Here is a 15,824-nt window from a genome sequence, read left to right as displayed (position 1 = left end):
CAATTGAAAGAAAAGAAATTAATGTTTGTTAATATTGATGCCTCTAAAAAGTTGAAGGCATCAATATATTTGTATAAGGACAAAAAAAATAATTGTTTAATCAATCTCCATAAGGTATTTGAAAATGAAACTACTTTTTCCGGAGACGACTTTTTTGCTTCTTTTTGTAAATTGCGCAATTGGGTTTATAAGAAGGGGCAGCTTTTTCCTATGTGTAAAGGAGCATTAATAAATGTATATCCATCAAGAATGAGTAGGCAAATGTCGAATGGTATGAAGGCATATTATTTAACTTTAGGAAAGCAAGCCGAGATGAATGATATTGTTGATATATTTGAACCAATTAGAGAAGATGAAATAATCAAATTGTCAACGTCAGAACAACAGACAGAATATTTTAAGAAATGGATAAAAAGCTTATAAACTTTTTAGGTTTTTATAGTTTGGATTTTCAATAAATTCACCTGTTATGATTCCTTTATCATTAACTTTCCAAGCACCTTTTATAGCTTCTTTAGGTACTTCTTGAGTATGTTTAAAAGACTCATCAATCACATAAACCCAGCCATTAGGGTTTTTCAATGCCTCTATAATAGCTTCTTTTGTAGGTTTTAGGTCACTCATAACTTTAAATATATGCTTTTTTCCGGATCAATGTATCAAGGCTTCTTCTCAAAGGTAAGAAAAAAAGAATTAGTTTTTTTGAATAAAGGAATTGACGGGGAAGCGTTGAAAAATAGGATCTTCAATACAATAACAGCAACAAAGCCACAACCGTAAAAAGTTGTGGTTTTGTTGTCTATTAATTTATAGAAAACGACAGTCTTATTTTTAGAGCTATTCCCTATTTATAATTCTGAACAATAACAAAAGCCTCCAAAAACCCTTTCCAGGCTCTAAAATTTTTCTTTTTTTCAAAGTTGATAAGGAAAACTTCCCCGAACTTGGTTTTTTGTTCAAGGTAAGAATCTTAGTGTTGTTGTCATGTGACAAAGTTTTGTATATGTTTGGAGGAAAATAATTAGATATGCATGTCGATTACTATTTGAAAGCAGAAAATTTTAATTGTTTAATGGGATTAATCTCAATATATTTGCGTGTAAAATTTATGTTTAATTAAAATATATTATGAGAGGGTTAATTTTTGTATTTGTTATTTTTCAATCTGTTTCACTTTTTTCTCAAGAGACATTTCAAACGGTAACTGAACGAGGAAGTGTTACCGATAGGCGCCTGGGTTTTTATGCAGGAGGATCTGTAGCATATAATAACCTGGTTGTTGATGGATTGACTATGAATTATAAGGATCCGTTAGTGATAAGACGAAATTTGGACTATTTGGGTTTAGCTATGGATAATGCTGCTATTCGGTTTGATATTGATAATGATGCCATTGATGGAACTCCTACATCATTGATGTTTGTATACCCTAATTCTGGAATTCCATATATGAGAAGAATAGGGAATGATCATACTATATTCAAGATTTGGAGTCCGAGAAATTCTGATAATGCTTATGAATCAACATTAGCCTTAGTAAATGGTGATGGGGAAGAAGAAATTTTAGATTTATACAATATGAGTTATCCGTCAAACCATTCGTTTGGTATTCGTATGCAAAAAAGAGGGGTAGGTGTATATAAACCCTTCCATTTTGAATATAGTGATGGTAATGAAACTTACCCGGTCTTTACAATGAATCCGGACAAAAGCAGTTATTTTTATGGAGATTTATCTATAGGAACTCAAAACTCTCAGGGGTATAAACTAGCAGTTGCAGGTAAAATAATATCGGAAGAGGTAATAGTAAAACTCCAGAATAACTGGCCGGATTATGTTTTTGGAGCGGATTATGAGCTACGATCGTTAGGAGAACTTGAAGATTATATAAAAAAACATAAAAAACTTCCAAAAATGCCTACGGCAGATGAAGTGAAGAAACATGGGATAGCAACAGGGGAGACTAATAAATTACTTCTCGAAAAGGTTGAAGAGCTTACGTTGTATATTATTGATCAAAATAAAAAGCTAGAAAAAATGCAACAGGAAATAGATGAATTAAAAGATAAATAAGCGTAAAATGAATTTAGGTAAGGTATTTTTTATTGTGACCTCTATTTTTTATTGTGGGCTTGCTTATGGTCAGAATAACAGAGACGGCTTAAGAAAAGTTGACTCAATCCGTAAAGAGAAATTGAAGGATTTGAAATTGGGAAATGGAGGGAGTTATGTTGGTGTCGCCCCTGAAAAGGAGAAAAGAAAAAGTAAATTAGACAAGTCATCTATCAAGCAAAATAAAAAATCAAAAAGAGGCTTTATTCAGCATGGAAATTATGTTGGGGTAAACAAAATGACCGAAATCAAGAAAATGAAGTCTAGTGAAAAGAGGGAAAAACTTAAGAAGTTAAAAAATAAAGAGAAATTAAAAATAGATCCAAATGATGGTAGCTATATTGGGGTGAAACCATATAAAGATAACTAAAATTGTATTAGCCTATTCGTGTTTTAGCATTATTTATAATTCTGAACAATAACAAAAGCCTGTAAAAACTCTTTTCTGGTCCTAAAATTTTTCTTTTTTTCAAAGTTGATATGGGAGACCTCCCCGAACTTGGTTTTTTGTTCAAGGTTGTACACTAACTTGAGAATGGAATTAAAACCGCCTTCAACCACAAATTGATGGGAATTGACGGTAAGGTCATTTCTTTTAAAGATATGGGCATCGTTAAATTCAACAAGCTTTAAATTCAAAGAGTCCACATTTTGGTTCAGGCTTTTCAGGAGGTTGTTCTGTAGGGAAGTGCCCCCAATCTGGTATTTGTTAAGCAGGGAATCCAAATGTTGGTTTTGCTTGTTGAGCATATATTGTTGTCTGGGGATATTCTGGAAAAGCACGTTTTCCTTGCTTAATTCCTTGTAAGTGTTTCGGAGGGCAATGGTTTTGGAGATCGCATATTGATATGAAATAAAAAGCACGAGCACCAAGCCTATTGCCAAAATGATATTTTTTGTTTTATTCTTCATGGTCGATAGTAATGGTTATTGAAAATAGGGAGGCCTTGTTTTTTGAGTATTCATAAGAGGTTATTTCAACATTGTCGATCCATTCGTGATCCTCCAGCTTCTCCACCCATTTGGAGAAAGTCTTGCTGTCAGAGGAAAGCCCTTCGATATTAATGTGTTTTTTTTGCATCAAGATTTCTTTATCGGGCCTGATTTGCTTTTCAATAGGTTGATAGATGAGTTTGTTGAGCAATACAGATGAAGGAAGGCTGTTAACTATATCATTGAGATATAGGGAAACCTTGGAAGAAGAGGAAGAGATCATGTCATTGATCATTTTTTCCTTGGCCTTTACGGTTTTATCCAGTTCCAATATCTTTTGCTTGTTTTGGATATTCACCTGTCGGGTTTGCTGCAAACCTTCATTTTTATTGAAATAATGGCTGTAGGCAATATAGTTTATCAGCAAGATAAAGAGGATAAGTCCAAGAGACGCTTTTAGACCAAGGGAAAAGATACGCCTGTGTTGATGTTCTTCTTTTAAGCTTTTGTTGATCTCATCAAAATTGGATGCCGTGATGCTTCCTGCCTGTAAATAAGCCAATACGTTGGCAAAACCCAACAATTGTTCATTGTTTATAGTCAGACCGTTCAAGTCGTACTCTTGTGAAGTACTATTGGTTTCAGGGGTGATATTGGAGATGCTGTTATCTTCCAAAGCCACTATCTTATTATTCAAACGGACAGTATTTGTATCAAGGTAAGGGGTGACTGTATTTAAATTGGAAATCCCCAAAGAGAATCCTGTACATTCAATGTTGTTTTTACTGAACAGTTCAAGGTATTTACCGACATCCTTTTTTCTACAAATGGCAATGACACTCTGCTTTTGATTACGTGCTATCTCATAATAAAAATCATCGATCTTTAAATTGGGAAAGGCTGAGTTCAATAAAGATAGGTCATTCATGTTTGTAGTATCTACAATTTTGGTGATGACATGATCGGTATTGATGATTAAAAATGAGTCTTTACCCCCCGATTTTAAACCATTGGGACCAGCTATATCTTCAATGGTATGGGATTGCTCCAATTCGATGGCAGACTTCAGCTTTTTAAAATTACATAGGATAGCCTTTTCCTTGCCTTCCGATGAAAAGACTTCTAGGGTGTTGTAAACACTGCCTTCTTTGATATATGAAATTAACCGATTATACATTAATAAATGACTGTAGGTTTGATAAGTATGGTGAGTTTCTTTTTGGAATCTTCCCTTTTTCTTGAACTGAACAACCATTTGATGATCGGAATCCTTGACAATAGGGGCACACCGGTACCGGAGTCGTTCTTTGCTTTTTCTTCCAACCCGCCAAGGATAACCAGATCCTGGTCGCGAACCCTGATAATGGAACTGAATTCCCTGGAAGTCAATCCCGGAGGGGCATCCTCCTCGATTCTTTCCCCGCTGAAGCTGGATTGTATCACATTGATGTCAAGGGTGATCTGTCCGTCCCCGGAAACCAGCGGTTTTATGCTTACGGCCAATTCGGCATCGATGGGCAGGTAATTCCGTATTTCCGAAGACTGTGGGATTTGGGAACCGTAATAATTTTGGTTGGTCACCACATAATAGGTGGTTTCGCCAATGGACAGGTTGGCCCTGTGGCCGTTTAAGGTGGACAAACGAGGTGTCGATTTTATTTTTATGTTGCCATTGGATTCCAGTGCTTTGATAGAGGCATAAAAGTTTGGAACCACCTGCCCAAAGTTAAGGGAACCAAAACTGCCAAAACCACCAATGACACGGTTTATGGTTTCAGCACCATAACTGACGTTGGCATCGGGAAACATATTCCCCTGTGTCTCGGTGGGCTCTTCCCCGATACCCATTCTGAATCCGGCTTCTATGGTTGCTGATCTGTTAACTTCCAATAGCATCACTTCGATAAGGATTACCGGCACAGGTTTGTCTATTTGTTTGATAAAAGCCTTAAAACGATTGATATTTGATGCCGGACCGCTTACCAAAAAACTGTTTAGCTCATAATCGATCTTAATATCCAGATCGTTCTTTATCTCATCAGGAAGAATATTGACCAAGGCCTCGGCCTTATTGTCACTGGAACTCAATGTGCTTCTATTGGTGCTAAGGCTTTGTCTGCTACTTGTGTTTTGCCTGTTGTTTAAATTATTATTCATACCGCTGCTGTAATTGTTGCCGTATTGGTTTGAATAATTCCCCCCCATTCCCATATAATTGGTGGTGCCAGTTACGGTTCGGCCACTACTTCTGGAGGTGCCGGACATGGTAGTGGGGTCTCCCAGTAGTTCTACCGAACGGTGCATTAAATGTACCACTTCAACTTTGCGTACACTTAACTGGTTTGAAGTACCGAAAAAGTAGATATTTCCTTCTTTTTTATAGGTAAAATGAGGTGTAGTGTTCTGGTTGTTTCGGTTAGTCGCTTGATTGTTATTCCCTTGATTCGGATTTGAATTGTTGGTGTAAGTGGTATTGGCAGAATTGGTTTCCACGTTGTTGCTTTCAAATGTTTTATCCAAAAGCTTGTCGAAAGTGATCCTATCGGTTTTAAATGTAATGTTACCCGCTTGTTCCAGAGGGGTAGCCGTGTAGATGTTTAATTTAAGGTCATAAGCAATTTCATTGATCACATTGGCTATGGATGCATTTTTAAAATTGACAGCGATTTCTTGCCTTAGGGTATCCAATACTTCGTAATAAAAATTATTGGATTTTAGTGTCCTTACAGGCCTGCTTTGAACCACAGGGGTATCGCCTTGAACATTGTTTTCTGATGGGTTTTGAAGTTGATTGCTGCTAAAAAGGAAGAATCCGTCTCTGGACTTGTTCAACGTCAGGCCATTGGTTAGTGCTAGGTTTTTCATAGCGGTTTCAACGGGAACATCCTTGAGGTAAATGGTCAAGGGGATACTTTCCATACCCGTGGCAAAGAGTAAATTATGACCAGACAGGTCCATTATTTTTCTAAAGCTATCTCCTAGGGGATCATTTTTAAGGTCCAGGGAGATCAATTGGTTTTCCGGGTCATAAGAAACGTAGATCTCTTTTTGAACCTCAGGTTTTACGGGGGGCTCATAAGGCTTAACGGAAAGGATGTTTCCGGTAAAATCGATATCGAGATTGTATTCCTTGCAGAGAAATACCAACAGGTCGGCTACGGTAACATCAGAAAAATTATTGATAATGGTAATATTGTTCAACTCCGGGGAAACGGCAATGTTCACTTGGTGGACTTTGGACACTGCCATCAAGAAATTAGCGATGGTCACATTGTTTACATTAATGTCCAGTTTTAAATTCTCTGTCAGTCCCGTATCTTCAACAGCCAGTAATTCAAGTTGGTTCTTTATATTTTCAATATGCTGTTGCCGTTGCTGGGCAACAGCGGTGAAACATATAAAACATATCAGTAGCGTTAGGGTAATTCTTTTCATCATGTTCAATCACTTAAGAGCGAATATACTTCTTCTACGGAAGTGATACCGCTTTTTATTAAATTAATGGCGTTATATTTTAAGGTTTTTATGTTTTTTTCTTTTAAGAAAGCATCGATCTGGAGCTCGTTGTTCTTTATATGGGGGATCAGGTCGCTGTTCACCGGAATAATCTCGTAAAGGGCTTTTCTGCCTTTATATCCGGTGTGGAAGCATTCGTTGCAACCCTGTGCGACATAATGTGTCGTTAATTCTTCAGGAATGCTAAAGTTCGATGGCAATAAAGAACGATCGATTTCCTGTTGCTTTTTACAAAGCGGACATAATTTTCTGACCAGCCTTTGGGCGATACTCACATTTAACGTACTTGCAATCAGAAAAGAAGGGACTCCCATGTCGATAAGCCTGGAAATAGTCCCCCAAGCCGAATTGGTATGTATGGTGGAAAGCACCAAATGTCCGGTAAGGGCAGCCCTGATCGCCATATTGGCTGTCTTAACATCCCTGATCTCCCCGACCATGATCACATCGGGATCCTGTCTTAAAAAAGTGCGCAGGGCAGAAGCGAAATCAAGTCCGATATTCTCTTTCAGTTGCACTTGATTCACACCTTCCAGTGTATATTCAATGGGATCTTCAATGGTCAGGATATTGGTTTGTTTGTTGTTCAATATCTTAAGGGTGGCATACATGGTCGTGGTTTTCCCCGATCCTGTAGGCCCTGATATAAGAATAATACCGTTGGGCTTTTTAATGCTTTCCCGGTATATTTTAAGTTCGTGCTCAGTAAACCCTAAATCCGTCAAATCAAATTTACTGCTGTCCTTGCTCAATATCCGCAACACGATTTTTTCGCCGTGTAGGGTAGGTAGGGAAGAGACACGGATATCAAATTCGTCGGTATCGGTAGTGACCGTGATCCTACCGTCCTGTGGCAATCGCTTTTCACTGATATCAAGATTGGCCTTTATCTTTATTTTGTTGACTATAATAGGGTATTCCTCAATGGGGATACTGTATTGCTCGGTGAGCTTCCCATCCAGGCGGAACCGGATCCTGCATTTGGTTTCATAAGGCTCAAAATGGATATCACTACTGCCTGTTTCTTTTGCGGTGATCAATATACGCTCCAAAAAATCGGCGGTATAGGTCAGGGTTTGGTTTTGGTCCTTTTTGTTCTTTCGGTAGTTACTGCTCAGGTATGGAAAGAATTCTTCTTCTTTCAGTTTTTTTAGCTTGACCTTGTAGCCCAGGATAATTTCCAATTCGCTTACAATGGAATCAGAAACCGAATCCAAGGAAAGGAAAGTTACCTGTTCTGCCGATTTTTCCACGGGCACTATTTGATAGTGAAAGGCCTGTTCCGCAGAGATCAGTTGCAAGAGGTCGGGGTTTATGTGGTAGTTTTGGTCTTTCATCAGTTAAATTAAATAGGTAGAAGGGAAAAAAGGAGCATAGCTGGCTAGGGTTATGATAGCAAAAAACAGGGAAACATAACCTGCAAAAGGAACCGTTTTATATGCATATTGTTTTTTTAGCAGTAATGAAATCAATAATGTAAAGATCATTGCCAATGCCAGTAACAGGATAAACGTAATGGTCGGAAATCCAAAGGCAACAGCCATAAGGATAAAGGCATCCCCCAGACCGAAGGTTTTGTTGATAAACCCCGTTTTTAATTTCAACCTGCTATATAAGTACAAAACAAGTAGGATTGCCAAAACGATCATCAGGTTAAGGCAGATAGAATAAAAAAAGTATTCAGGACTAAGACTCATAATATAAAACGTTACACCAAACAGCAATCCTGCCAAAGGGAATAAAAACCATTCAACCAGTTGATGTTTATAATCCCGATAAAACACAACTAACAGGACAATGATCAATAATATTTTAGTGACCATTAATATCAATCCTTTACGATTTGTTTTGGATTACCCGACTGGTCGATTTCCCATACATTGAACACCCCATCCCCGTCAAAATCGGTAATCGCTTCAGCACGGGCTTTAAATAGGGCATTGTCTGCCTCGATGATCTGGTATTGATAGTTGGCATTACCATTGTTTTTCACCGTTACCGGTGGCTCATAATCCAATTCGTTTAAATCGTTAGTGTATTTGGAATGCATGTACCTGTAGGTGGTTTGTGCATTGTAAATGGCTTTCAACTGTGTTTGGGCCTCCACACTCTTGGCCTTGGAGATCAAGGGCATAAGATTGGGAAGTGCTATAAGTAAAAGAATACCTATAATGGCCAAAACAATCAGCATTTCCTGCAAATTAAAAGCGGGGATTTTCTTTATGCTGTTCTTTATTTTCATGGAGTAGGTTTTATGTAAAAATAGGAAAATAATAGGTGTATATACTAAAAAAATGTTAATTTTATTTTGATTTGTTCAAATAATCATATAAGTTAGCAGAGTAAATACCTTAAAAATAATTAATTGGATACTATATATTAGTAATGATAATCTTTCATAAAACAGATTCAGTTATAAACTATGATCTACAGAGGGCACAATATAATAATATTAGCTTGTCCGACAATATGGTCAAGATAAAAAAATATTGAATAATGCCTTTTTTAATGACAAATTATTGCTTTTTCAGGGATTGCTCGCATTTCTATGCCTCTTCCGGTTAACGCTATGATTTCCCTAACCTAATAACAAACTACTAATCTTAATGAAAAAACTACCTATACTACTATTACTTTTTGTCGTACCTTATTTTCTTCTTGCTCAAGAAGTCCCCTACACAGATTATCAAAACACGGAGCGGAGTACCCATGGAAACACTGACGGTTTGGTGTATTACGATGCAAACTTTCACCCGGAATACCCGGAATTTAATGGAGATGGAGGGGGGTTGAGTATCTATACCCCCGAAGATGGCTGGGGAGCCATATTTTCCACAAACAATATGCGTTGGCTTACGCCCACTTTTTACGGTGGGATATTCAATAACAAGGTAGGGATAGGAACCGCAGCCCCGGGAGCATTGTTGGAGGTCAAGAGTTCAAATAACAATTCAGTAAGGTTTAATAAAAATGACACCCCGTCCATAACCTTCAGACCCAATAATGGCAATTCAATTTTTCATATTGCCCATAATTTGAACAATAGGTTGACGATATCCCAAGGGACAAATGTTGATGCTACCAACTTATTTACCATTGTAAATTCGGGGAATATAGGTGTTGGAACAACAACTCCTTCGGCAAAGTTGGATGTAAACGGAGCTTTTAAGGCCACCCATAATGCATCAGGAGAACGGAATATCATCATGGAAGCTCCTTCTTCAGTAAATCATAGGGGTAACGGTACACAAAATGCTACCGGATTGGTATATAGACTAGCTCAAAATACGGCATCGGGGGATCCTATTTTTCAGGTAAGAAGTCAAGGACAGGCAGTACGGTTTTTTGTGGAACATGATGGTTACACTGGAGCTACGCATAACTCCGCTTGGTTTGGAGGGGATTTCAACAATTATTTTAAAAGTAATATAGGGATTGGCACAAAAAATCCCGGGAATTGGAAGTTGGCCGTCAATGGAAAAATTCTAGCCAAAGAAATAAAAGTACAGACCGGTTGGAGCGATTTCGTTTTTGAAGATAACTACACACTCCCAACCCTTGAAGAAGTCGAACAGCATATTCTGGAAAAAGGTCACCTAAAAGATATCCCTTCCGCTAAAGAAGTAGAAGAGAATGGGGTTTACCTTGGAGAGATGGATGCTAAACTGTTGCAGAAGATCGAAGAGTTAATGCTTTATACCATAGAGCAACAAAAGCGGATAGAAAAACTGGAAGAATTAGTATTGGAGTTAAAAACGAATAAAAAGGAACAAAAAAGTAAAAGATGAGAAGAATATTATTTTTCATATTGGTAATCATTATGATGAAGTCACACGCACAGTGGGCAGATAACGGAAGTTCTTTGACTACAAGTGATAATGTAGGGATTGGTACTACGAATCCAATAGCAAAACTTCAAGTGAATGGGGATTTTTATTTATACAGTAATGATGCCTATGAAAGTGGTTGGGGAAAAACGCATTTTTATTGGAATAGGCATTCTTTAATAATGGGAACTCCAAAAGGAAGGTATGCACACAATAGGATAGAATTAAAACCCGGTGGCTCTAACACAGGAGAGCTAATCTCATCTTTGGAAATGTATCAGGCCATAGGGATAGATAATTATGATAAGCGAATAAGGCTTTCAACAAGTAATTTCCATCCAACTTGGTTCGATGGTGGGAATGTTGGAATAGGAACTAGGGCTCCTGGAAGTTGGAAGCTGGCGGTCAACGGAAAAATCCGAGCTAAAGAAATCAAAGTAGAGACCAGCTGGAGCGACTTCGTTTTTGAAGATAACTATACACTCCCAACTCTTGAAGAAGTCGAACAGCATATTCTGGAAAAAGGTCATTTACAAAATATCCCTTCTGCCAAAGAAGTAGAAGAAAACGGGGTTTACCTTGGAGAGATGGATGCAAAACTCCTTCAGAAAATTGAAGAACTCACACTTTATACCATTGAGCAGCAAAAAGAAATAGAATTATTAAAGAAGGAGAATAAAGCCCAAAGAGAAGAAATTGAAAAACTAAAAACAAAATAGGTATGAAAAAATCCTTTTCATTATTACTCCTTTTATGTATTGTGGTACAGTTAGGACATTCACAAAATCAAACAGTAAAAACTGTTACCGTAGACGATGCCGGATGGAAGCGGGTTGCTTTATTAAATGGAGCTTATGGCCGAGGTTACAACGAACTTACCTTATTGACAACAGGCGGAGCAAATGCCCCTCATGTCGCTAAAATAAGTTGGTTTAAGGGTTGGTCTAATTATGGCGGCTTGAATATCGTTTCTGTTAGCAGAAATGGATATTGGTCTGATGCCCGGATTACTTTCGACGGGACTTATGCTTATTTGGAAATTAATTTCACGACCCAGATCTTACACTTAAAGGTCCTTCATGATCAATCTGCTTGGAATTCCGGAGCAATAATAGAAGGCACACTGCCGACAGGTGGGGGAGAGATCATTACACAAGCAAAATTTGGCAGGGTCAATTTTAGTGAGGATGACTTTTATCTTGCATATAATGGGAATCTGGGGCTAGGCACTACATCTACAGGCCCTCATAAACTAGCCGTAGAAGGCTCCATAGGAGCCCGCGAGGTAAAGATCCAAGCCTCTGGCTGGAGCGATTTCGTTTTTGATAATGACTATAACCTTCCAACTCTTAAAGAAGTTGAACAACACATCAAAGAAAAAGGCCACCTTAAAGATATTCCAAGTGCTAGAGAAGTAGAAGAAAACGGAATCTATTTAGGAGAGATGGATGCAAAACTATTGCAAAAGATAGAAGAATTGACACTTTACACCATTGAACAGGAGGAAAAAATAAAGAAGCAGGAAGAAAAATTACTGGAACAGCAACGTGAAATTAAACAACTAAAGAAACAAAATAAAAGAATAGACCAACTCGAAGATCAAATCAACCAACTTTTAAATACAATAGAAAAATGAAAAGGATAATTTCAACTTTTGTATTTCTGTTTTTGTTAAATGTAACAGCACAGGATCATTATGAAGGAAAATTTCGTTTAGGTCAGGAATCCACCAACCAGTGGTATAAGTTGGCTGTTTTCGACTTTACAGATAATAGCACCTACAATTCAGTAAACGTAAATGCCGAAATAAACTTTGTAAGGACTCAGGAAAGAGGATATACGGCCAAAGTGCAATTGATTATGAGGGAAGGTCCAACCAGTTTAAATGGGCGTTGGAATTATACTTTAATGGGAACCCAAATGGATGACGCGGTTAAGTTTAAAAAAATATCCCCTTCTGTATTTGAATTGTATGCTAAATCTTCAGGTGGTGGTTTTGGTCATCTTTCTATCGAAATGTCTGTGACAAAAGAACAGTTAATGATTGTAGATGTTCCTTCTTCAACGACACTTATAGCTAACCCTGAAACCTATGAAGATGTTCCCAAGTCGGGTAATTTTTCATTTATATCCGGTAATGTGGGGATAGGAACATGGAACCCTGATTCAAAATTGGCTGTAAACGGTAAAGTTCATGCTAAAGAAGTAAAAGTAGATGTCGTTGGTTGGAGCGACTTCGTCTTCGAAAAAGATTATGATCTCCCAACCCTCGAAGAAGTAGAACAGCATATTAAAGAAAAAGGTCACCTAAAAGATATCCCCTCTGCCAAAGAAGTAGAAGAAAACGGGGTTTACCTTGGAGAGATGGATGCTAAGCTGCTGCAGAAGATTGAGGAGTTGACGCTTTATATTATTGAGCAGGAAAGACAGATAATGCAGCAACAAAGCATAAACAAAAATCTTGATGCAAAAAGACTAGAGCAGAAAAATGAAATTAAAAAGCTTAAAGAAAAGAATAAAGAGTTGGAATTGAGATTAGATAATCTAGAAAAGTTAATTATAAGAAATTAAATGATGTTGAAAAAAATTATTTTATTAGGATTATTAGTAAGTACTATAGTGGTGAATGCCCAATTTAATGAGCGGGTAGAAAACATTTTTCCGCCTTCTCCTGAAGCAAGTGCATTAGCAGAATATGCTAAAATCCCCGTTGATATGTATACAGGGGTAGCTGATATTAAATTACCTGTTTTGAGTTTAAGAGGAAATGATTTAAATATACCGATAACCCTTAGTTACCATTCGGCAGGAATTAAGGTTGATGAAATTGCGAGTAATGTAGGACTTGGGTGGACATTAAATACTGGAGGAGTTATTACAAGAGTGGTTCGTGGAAAGCCTGATGATCATGAGTATGGTTATATAGGAACAAATGAAATTGGTAAAATAATAACAGATCAGCCATTTAGTGCTCTAAGCAGTACTTATGTAGCAGGATTTGGAACAGGGTCTTATGACTCAGAACCTGATATATATTATTTTAATGTTTTAGGAAAATCAGGTCGTTTTACATTTGATGCCTATGGCAATGTGGTTATGATGCCAGAACAGGACTTTAAGATTATCCCTCCGGAAGGTTTTGGTCCGAATGGAACGGGGAGCCATTGGGTTGTTATTGACACTAATGGGACAACATATAAATTTGGAGTGACCAGCAATTCTAGGGAAGAATCGGAAGTGACCACTATATATAATGGAGGAGATCCTGATATAAAAGATCCCTTCATATCAAGTTGGTATTTATCAAATATAACGACCGCAAAGGGTGAAAAATTCGATTATGAATATAACCATGGAAATCAAGTTTCATTTAATACAACGATTGAAGAGTATAGTGATTTAGATTGTACAGTGACAGGCCAAAGTCATGAATATTTTGCAAAAACGAAAGTTGAAGCTTCCATAACTAGTAGCTATTTAAAAAAAATAAGTTCCGATTATGGGTATATAATGATATCAACTTTAAGCCGTCAGGATCTTATAGCTGCAAAAAGAATTTCAGAATTGAAGCTTTACGATTATAATGATAATCCAATTAAAACCATCCGCTTTGGGTATAGCTATTTTCCTTCCAAAGAAAATTGCTCAGAACCTGATTGTAAACGATTAAAACTGGACTTTATTGATGAGCTTTACCCTGATCATAATTTCACAAAAAAATATCAATTTAAATATAATAGCACTCGACTACCAAAAAGAGGATCATCGGAGATTGACCATTGGGGATATTACAATGTAAACAACCAAACAGAACTTATACCAAGGGGCAATCCGTTATTGATAAATCAATATAGAACTTCTGACATAATTGGCGCTAAAGCCGGTATTCTTAAAAAAATAATCTATCCAACTGGAGGCTATACGAAATTCAATTATGGATTAAATAGTTTTTATAATAATGGCAATAAAGTAAGTGGGGGATTAAGAATAAGCTCTGTTGAAAATAATGATGCTAATAACGGTAATACCATTACTCACTATAATTACACAATGGGTTCCTCTGGAAACAGTAGCGGTATTCAATACACTACACCCGATTATAATTCCGAAAAAACATTGACTTACCCTTTAAACAATGGAGGGCAAACTGTAATTGAATATTGTGATGGATATTTTATAAGATCGTCTTCTTTTAATGAATTATTTGATCTTAATGGTTCTCATATTGGATATGGAGAAGTTAAAAAAATACGAGCTGATGGTAGTAAAGAAATAAATAAGTATACAACATTGACTACAAATCCAGATCAAAGAATTAATTCAGATTATTTTCAAGTATTAGTTAAGGAAACCACAAATAATAATAGTGTTGAGAGATTGAAAAATATAAATCCTTATGAAAGCCCATATGCTCCTCCATCAATTAATAATTCTTATCAGCGGAGTAAATTACTAGAAAAAAGTATTAAGGATGCAAATGGTATAGAAGTTTATAAACTTACTAACAATTATGAAGAAAGTAGCAATAATAGTTTGTCAACTAAGGGATTGAGGTTTTACACACTTATAAATATGGTATATGCTCAACCTGGTTATTATGCTGTTTATTTAACATTTAATATTGGAAAATACACAGAGAGCAATAAAAATTACCAACTAATAGAATCTATCGAGAAAACTTATAATGGAAGTGATTTTGTTACAAAAAAAATAAATTACAAATACTCTAACAATCATCCAACTTTAGTGACTGAGGAAACCCTAAGTACAGAAAATTCTGAATTAAAGAGAAAAGTACTTAAGTATCCTTTTGATATTAGCTCCACGATTAATAATGTGTTAGTAAATAAAAATATGATTGCAAATCCTGTAATTAAGGAAACACATTATAGTAATTCTGACATCTTCATTGAAGAAAACATCTTTGAATATAATACGGCAAATTATATGAATACAGGAAATGCTCCCCTACTTAAAACGGTTGAATACACAAAAGGCGATAAACAATATTTCAATTTAACTATTGATAAGTACAATATGGATGGAAACATTATCCAATACCATAAAGGAGATGGTGTCCCTGTAACTGTAATATGGGGTTATGGAGATAAATATCCTGTAGCAAAAATTGAAAATGCAGACTATTCTCAGATTTATCATGGTACGATTGGATTAAACATGAATGTTATTAACAGTACTTTGACAAGTGATACGGCAATGAGAGACGAATTGAATAAATTGAGAACGCATTCTTCCATGAAAAACACTTTGGTCACTACCTATACTTACAGACCTTTAATTGGGATGACCAGTACAACAGATCCAAAAGGTAATACGACTTATTTTGAATATGATGACTTTAATCGTGTGAAGCAGATTAAAGATAAGAACCTTAATATACTATCTGATAATTATTACCACTACAAAAACTAAGAC

Annotated in this window: 15 protein-coding genes; 8 read left to right on the top strand and 7 right to left on the bottom strand. The window is 36.5% G+C overall.

All coding sequences use genetic code 11. The annotated features are described in order from the left end of the window. Positions 1-3 precede the first annotated feature (3 nt). Positions 4-423 carry a hypothetical protein gene (locus tag OOZ15_RS05340; RefSeq protein ID WP_265954917.1) on the top strand — a complete coding sequence of 140 codons (420 nt, stop codon included), beginning with the start codon at positions 4-6 and terminating at the stop codon, positions 421-423. Here OOZ15_RS05340 and OOZ15_RS05335 read toward each other — a convergent pair. Next, entirely contained in the window at positions 418-624 is a 207-nt protein-coding gene (locus OOZ15_RS05335; protein WP_265954916.1) for a hypothetical protein, read from the bottom strand. The genes OOZ15_RS05340 and OOZ15_RS05335 overlap by 6 nt on opposite strands. Positions 625-1,128: 504 nt before the next feature. On the opposite strand from OOZ15_RS05335, the gene OOZ15_RS05330 reads away from it, so the two are divergent. Next, a complete protein-coding gene (locus OOZ15_RS05330; RefSeq protein WP_265954915.1) occupies positions 1,129-2,073 on the top strand; it encodes a hypothetical protein in 945 nt (314 codons plus the stop codon). Between the two features lie 7 nt (positions 2,074-2,080). Beyond that, positions 2,081-2,482, top strand: a complete 402-nt coding sequence (locus OOZ15_RS05325; protein WP_265954914.1) for a hypothetical protein — start codon at positions 2,081-2,083, stop codon at positions 2,480-2,482. 29 nt (positions 2,483-2,511) lie between these two features. Here OOZ15_RS05325 and OOZ15_RS05320 read toward each other — a convergent pair whose 3' ends face one another. The 6 genes from OOZ15_RS05320 to OOZ15_RS05295 are packed head-to-tail and all read right to left on the bottom strand — an operon-like array spanning position 2,512 to position 8,803. After that, positions 2,512-3,024 carry a hypothetical protein gene (locus tag OOZ15_RS05320; RefSeq protein WP_265954913.1) on the bottom strand — a complete coding sequence of 171 codons (513 nt, stop codon included), beginning with the start codon at positions 3,022-3,024 and terminating at the stop codon, positions 2,512-2,514. Continuing rightward, on the bottom strand, positions 3,014-4,222 hold the full coding sequence (locus OOZ15_RS05315) for a PilN domain-containing protein (protein WP_265954912.1): 1,209 nt from the start codon (positions 4,220-4,222) through the stop codon (positions 3,014-3,016). The genes OOZ15_RS05320 and OOZ15_RS05315 overlap by 11 nt, the downstream gene beginning before the upstream one ends. Then, a complete protein-coding gene (locus tag OOZ15_RS05310) occupies positions 4,222-6,483 on the bottom strand; it encodes a type II secretion system protein GspD (RefSeq protein ID WP_265954911.1) in 2,262 nt (753 codons plus the stop codon). Before OOZ15_RS05310 ends, OOZ15_RS05315 begins: the two co-directional genes overlap by 1 nt. A 2-nt stretch (positions 6,484-6,485) precedes the next feature. Further along, positions 6,486-7,898, bottom strand: a complete 1,413-nt coding sequence (locus OOZ15_RS05305; protein ID WP_265954910.1) for a GspE/PulE family protein — start codon at positions 7,896-7,898, stop codon at positions 6,486-6,488. Positions 7,899-7,901: 3 nt separating this feature from the next. Beyond that, positions 7,902-8,384, bottom strand: a complete 483-nt coding sequence (locus tag OOZ15_RS05300) for a general secretion pathway protein (RefSeq protein ID WP_265954909.1) — start codon at positions 8,382-8,384, stop codon at positions 7,902-7,904. A 5-nt stretch (positions 8,385-8,389) separates the two neighbouring features. Continuing rightward, the gene (locus OOZ15_RS05295; protein ID WP_265954907.1) at positions 8,390-8,803 is read right to left on the bottom strand and encodes a prepilin-type N-terminal cleavage/methylation domain-containing protein; all 414 of its coding nucleotides are present in this window, start codon (positions 8,801-8,803) and stop codon (positions 8,390-8,392) included. Positions 8,804-9,167: 364 nt separating this feature from the next. On the opposite strand from OOZ15_RS05295, the gene OOZ15_RS05290 reads away from it, so the two are divergent. The 5 genes from OOZ15_RS05290 to OOZ15_RS05270 are packed head-to-tail and all read left to right on the top strand — an operon-like array spanning position 9,168 to position 15,821. Continuing rightward, positions 9,168-10,349, top strand: a complete 1,182-nt coding sequence (locus OOZ15_RS05290; RefSeq protein WP_265954905.1) for a hypothetical protein — start codon at positions 9,168-9,170, stop codon at positions 10,347-10,349. Beyond that, the gene (locus tag OOZ15_RS05285; protein ID WP_265954903.1) at positions 10,346-11,107 is read left to right on the top strand and encodes a hypothetical protein; all 762 of its coding nucleotides are present in this window, start codon (positions 10,346-10,348) and stop codon (positions 11,105-11,107) included. Before OOZ15_RS05290 ends, OOZ15_RS05285 begins: the two co-directional genes overlap by 4 nt. 2 nt (positions 11,108-11,109) lie before the next feature. Next, positions 11,110-12,024 (top strand): hypothetical protein, encoded by a 915-nt coding sequence (locus OOZ15_RS05280; RefSeq protein WP_265954902.1) that lies wholly within the window; start codon positions 11,110-11,112, stop codon positions 12,022-12,024. After that, positions 12,021-12,959, top strand: a complete 939-nt coding sequence (locus OOZ15_RS05275) for a hypothetical protein (RefSeq protein WP_265954899.1) — start codon at positions 12,021-12,023, stop codon at positions 12,957-12,959. Before OOZ15_RS05280 ends, OOZ15_RS05275 begins: the two co-directional genes overlap by 4 nt. Then, a complete protein-coding gene (locus OOZ15_RS05270; protein ID WP_265954898.1) occupies positions 12,960-15,821 on the top strand; it encodes a SpvB/TcaC N-terminal domain-containing protein in 2,862 nt (953 codons plus the stop codon). It abuts the gene before it with no gap. Positions 15,822-15,824: the final 3 nt, after the last annotated feature.

This window comes from Galbibacter kalidii (assembly GCF_026241135.1).
Classification (GTDB): Bacteria; Bacteroidota; Bacteroidia; order Flavobacteriales; family Flavobacteriaceae; genus Galbibacter.
This window is presented reverse-complemented; position numbering and strand designations above follow the sequence as displayed.

Excerpts from the sequence above, each read along its gene's own strand:
- OOZ15_RS05330 (WP_265954915.1), top strand. The coding sequence starts at position 1,129 with ATGAGAGGGTTAATTTTTGTATTTGTTATTTTTCAATCTGTTTCACTT.
- OOZ15_RS05285 (WP_265954903.1), top strand. The coding sequence starts at position 10,346 with ATGAGAAGAATATTATTTTTCATATTGGTAATCATTATGATGAAGTCA.
- OOZ15_RS05305 (WP_265954910.1), bottom strand. The coding sequence starts at position 7,898 with ATGAAAGACCAAAACTACCACATAAACCCCGACCTCTTGCAACTGATC.
- OOZ15_RS05270 (WP_265954898.1), top strand. The coding sequence starts at position 12,960 with ATGATGTTGAAAAAAATTATTTTATTAGGATTATTAGTAAGTACTATA.
- OOZ15_RS05310 (WP_265954911.1), bottom strand. The coding sequence starts at position 6,483 with ATGATGAAAAGAATTACCCTAACGCTACTGATATGTTTTATATGTTTC.
- OOZ15_RS05275 (WP_265954899.1), top strand. The coding sequence starts at position 12,021 with ATGAAAAGGATAATTTCAACTTTTGTATTTCTGTTTTTGTTAAATGTA.
- OOZ15_RS05295 (WP_265954907.1), bottom strand. The coding sequence starts at position 8,803 with ATGAAAATAAAGAACAGCATAAAGAAAATCCCCGCTTTTAATTTGCAG.
- OOZ15_RS05335 (WP_265954916.1), bottom strand. The coding sequence starts at position 624 with ATGAGTGACCTAAAACCTACAAAAGAAGCTATTATAGAGGCATTGAAA.
- OOZ15_RS05290 (WP_265954905.1), top strand. The coding sequence starts at position 9,168 with ATGAAAAAACTACCTATACTACTATTACTTTTTGTCGTACCTTATTTT.
- OOZ15_RS05300 (WP_265954909.1), bottom strand. The coding sequence starts at position 8,384 with ATGGTCACTAAAATATTATTGATCATTGTCCTGTTAGTTGTGTTTTAT.
- OOZ15_RS05325 (WP_265954914.1), top strand. The coding sequence starts at position 2,081 with ATGAATTTAGGTAAGGTATTTTTTATTGTGACCTCTATTTTTTATTGT.
- OOZ15_RS05320 (WP_265954913.1), bottom strand. The coding sequence starts at position 3,024 with ATGAAGAATAAAACAAAAAATATCATTTTGGCAATAGGCTTGGTGCTC.
- OOZ15_RS05315 (WP_265954912.1), bottom strand. The coding sequence starts at position 4,222 with ATGTATAATCGGTTAATTTCATATATCAAAGAAGGCAGTGTTTACAAC.
- OOZ15_RS05280 (WP_265954902.1), top strand. The coding sequence starts at position 11,110 with ATGAAAAAATCCTTTTCATTATTACTCCTTTTATGTATTGTGGTACAG.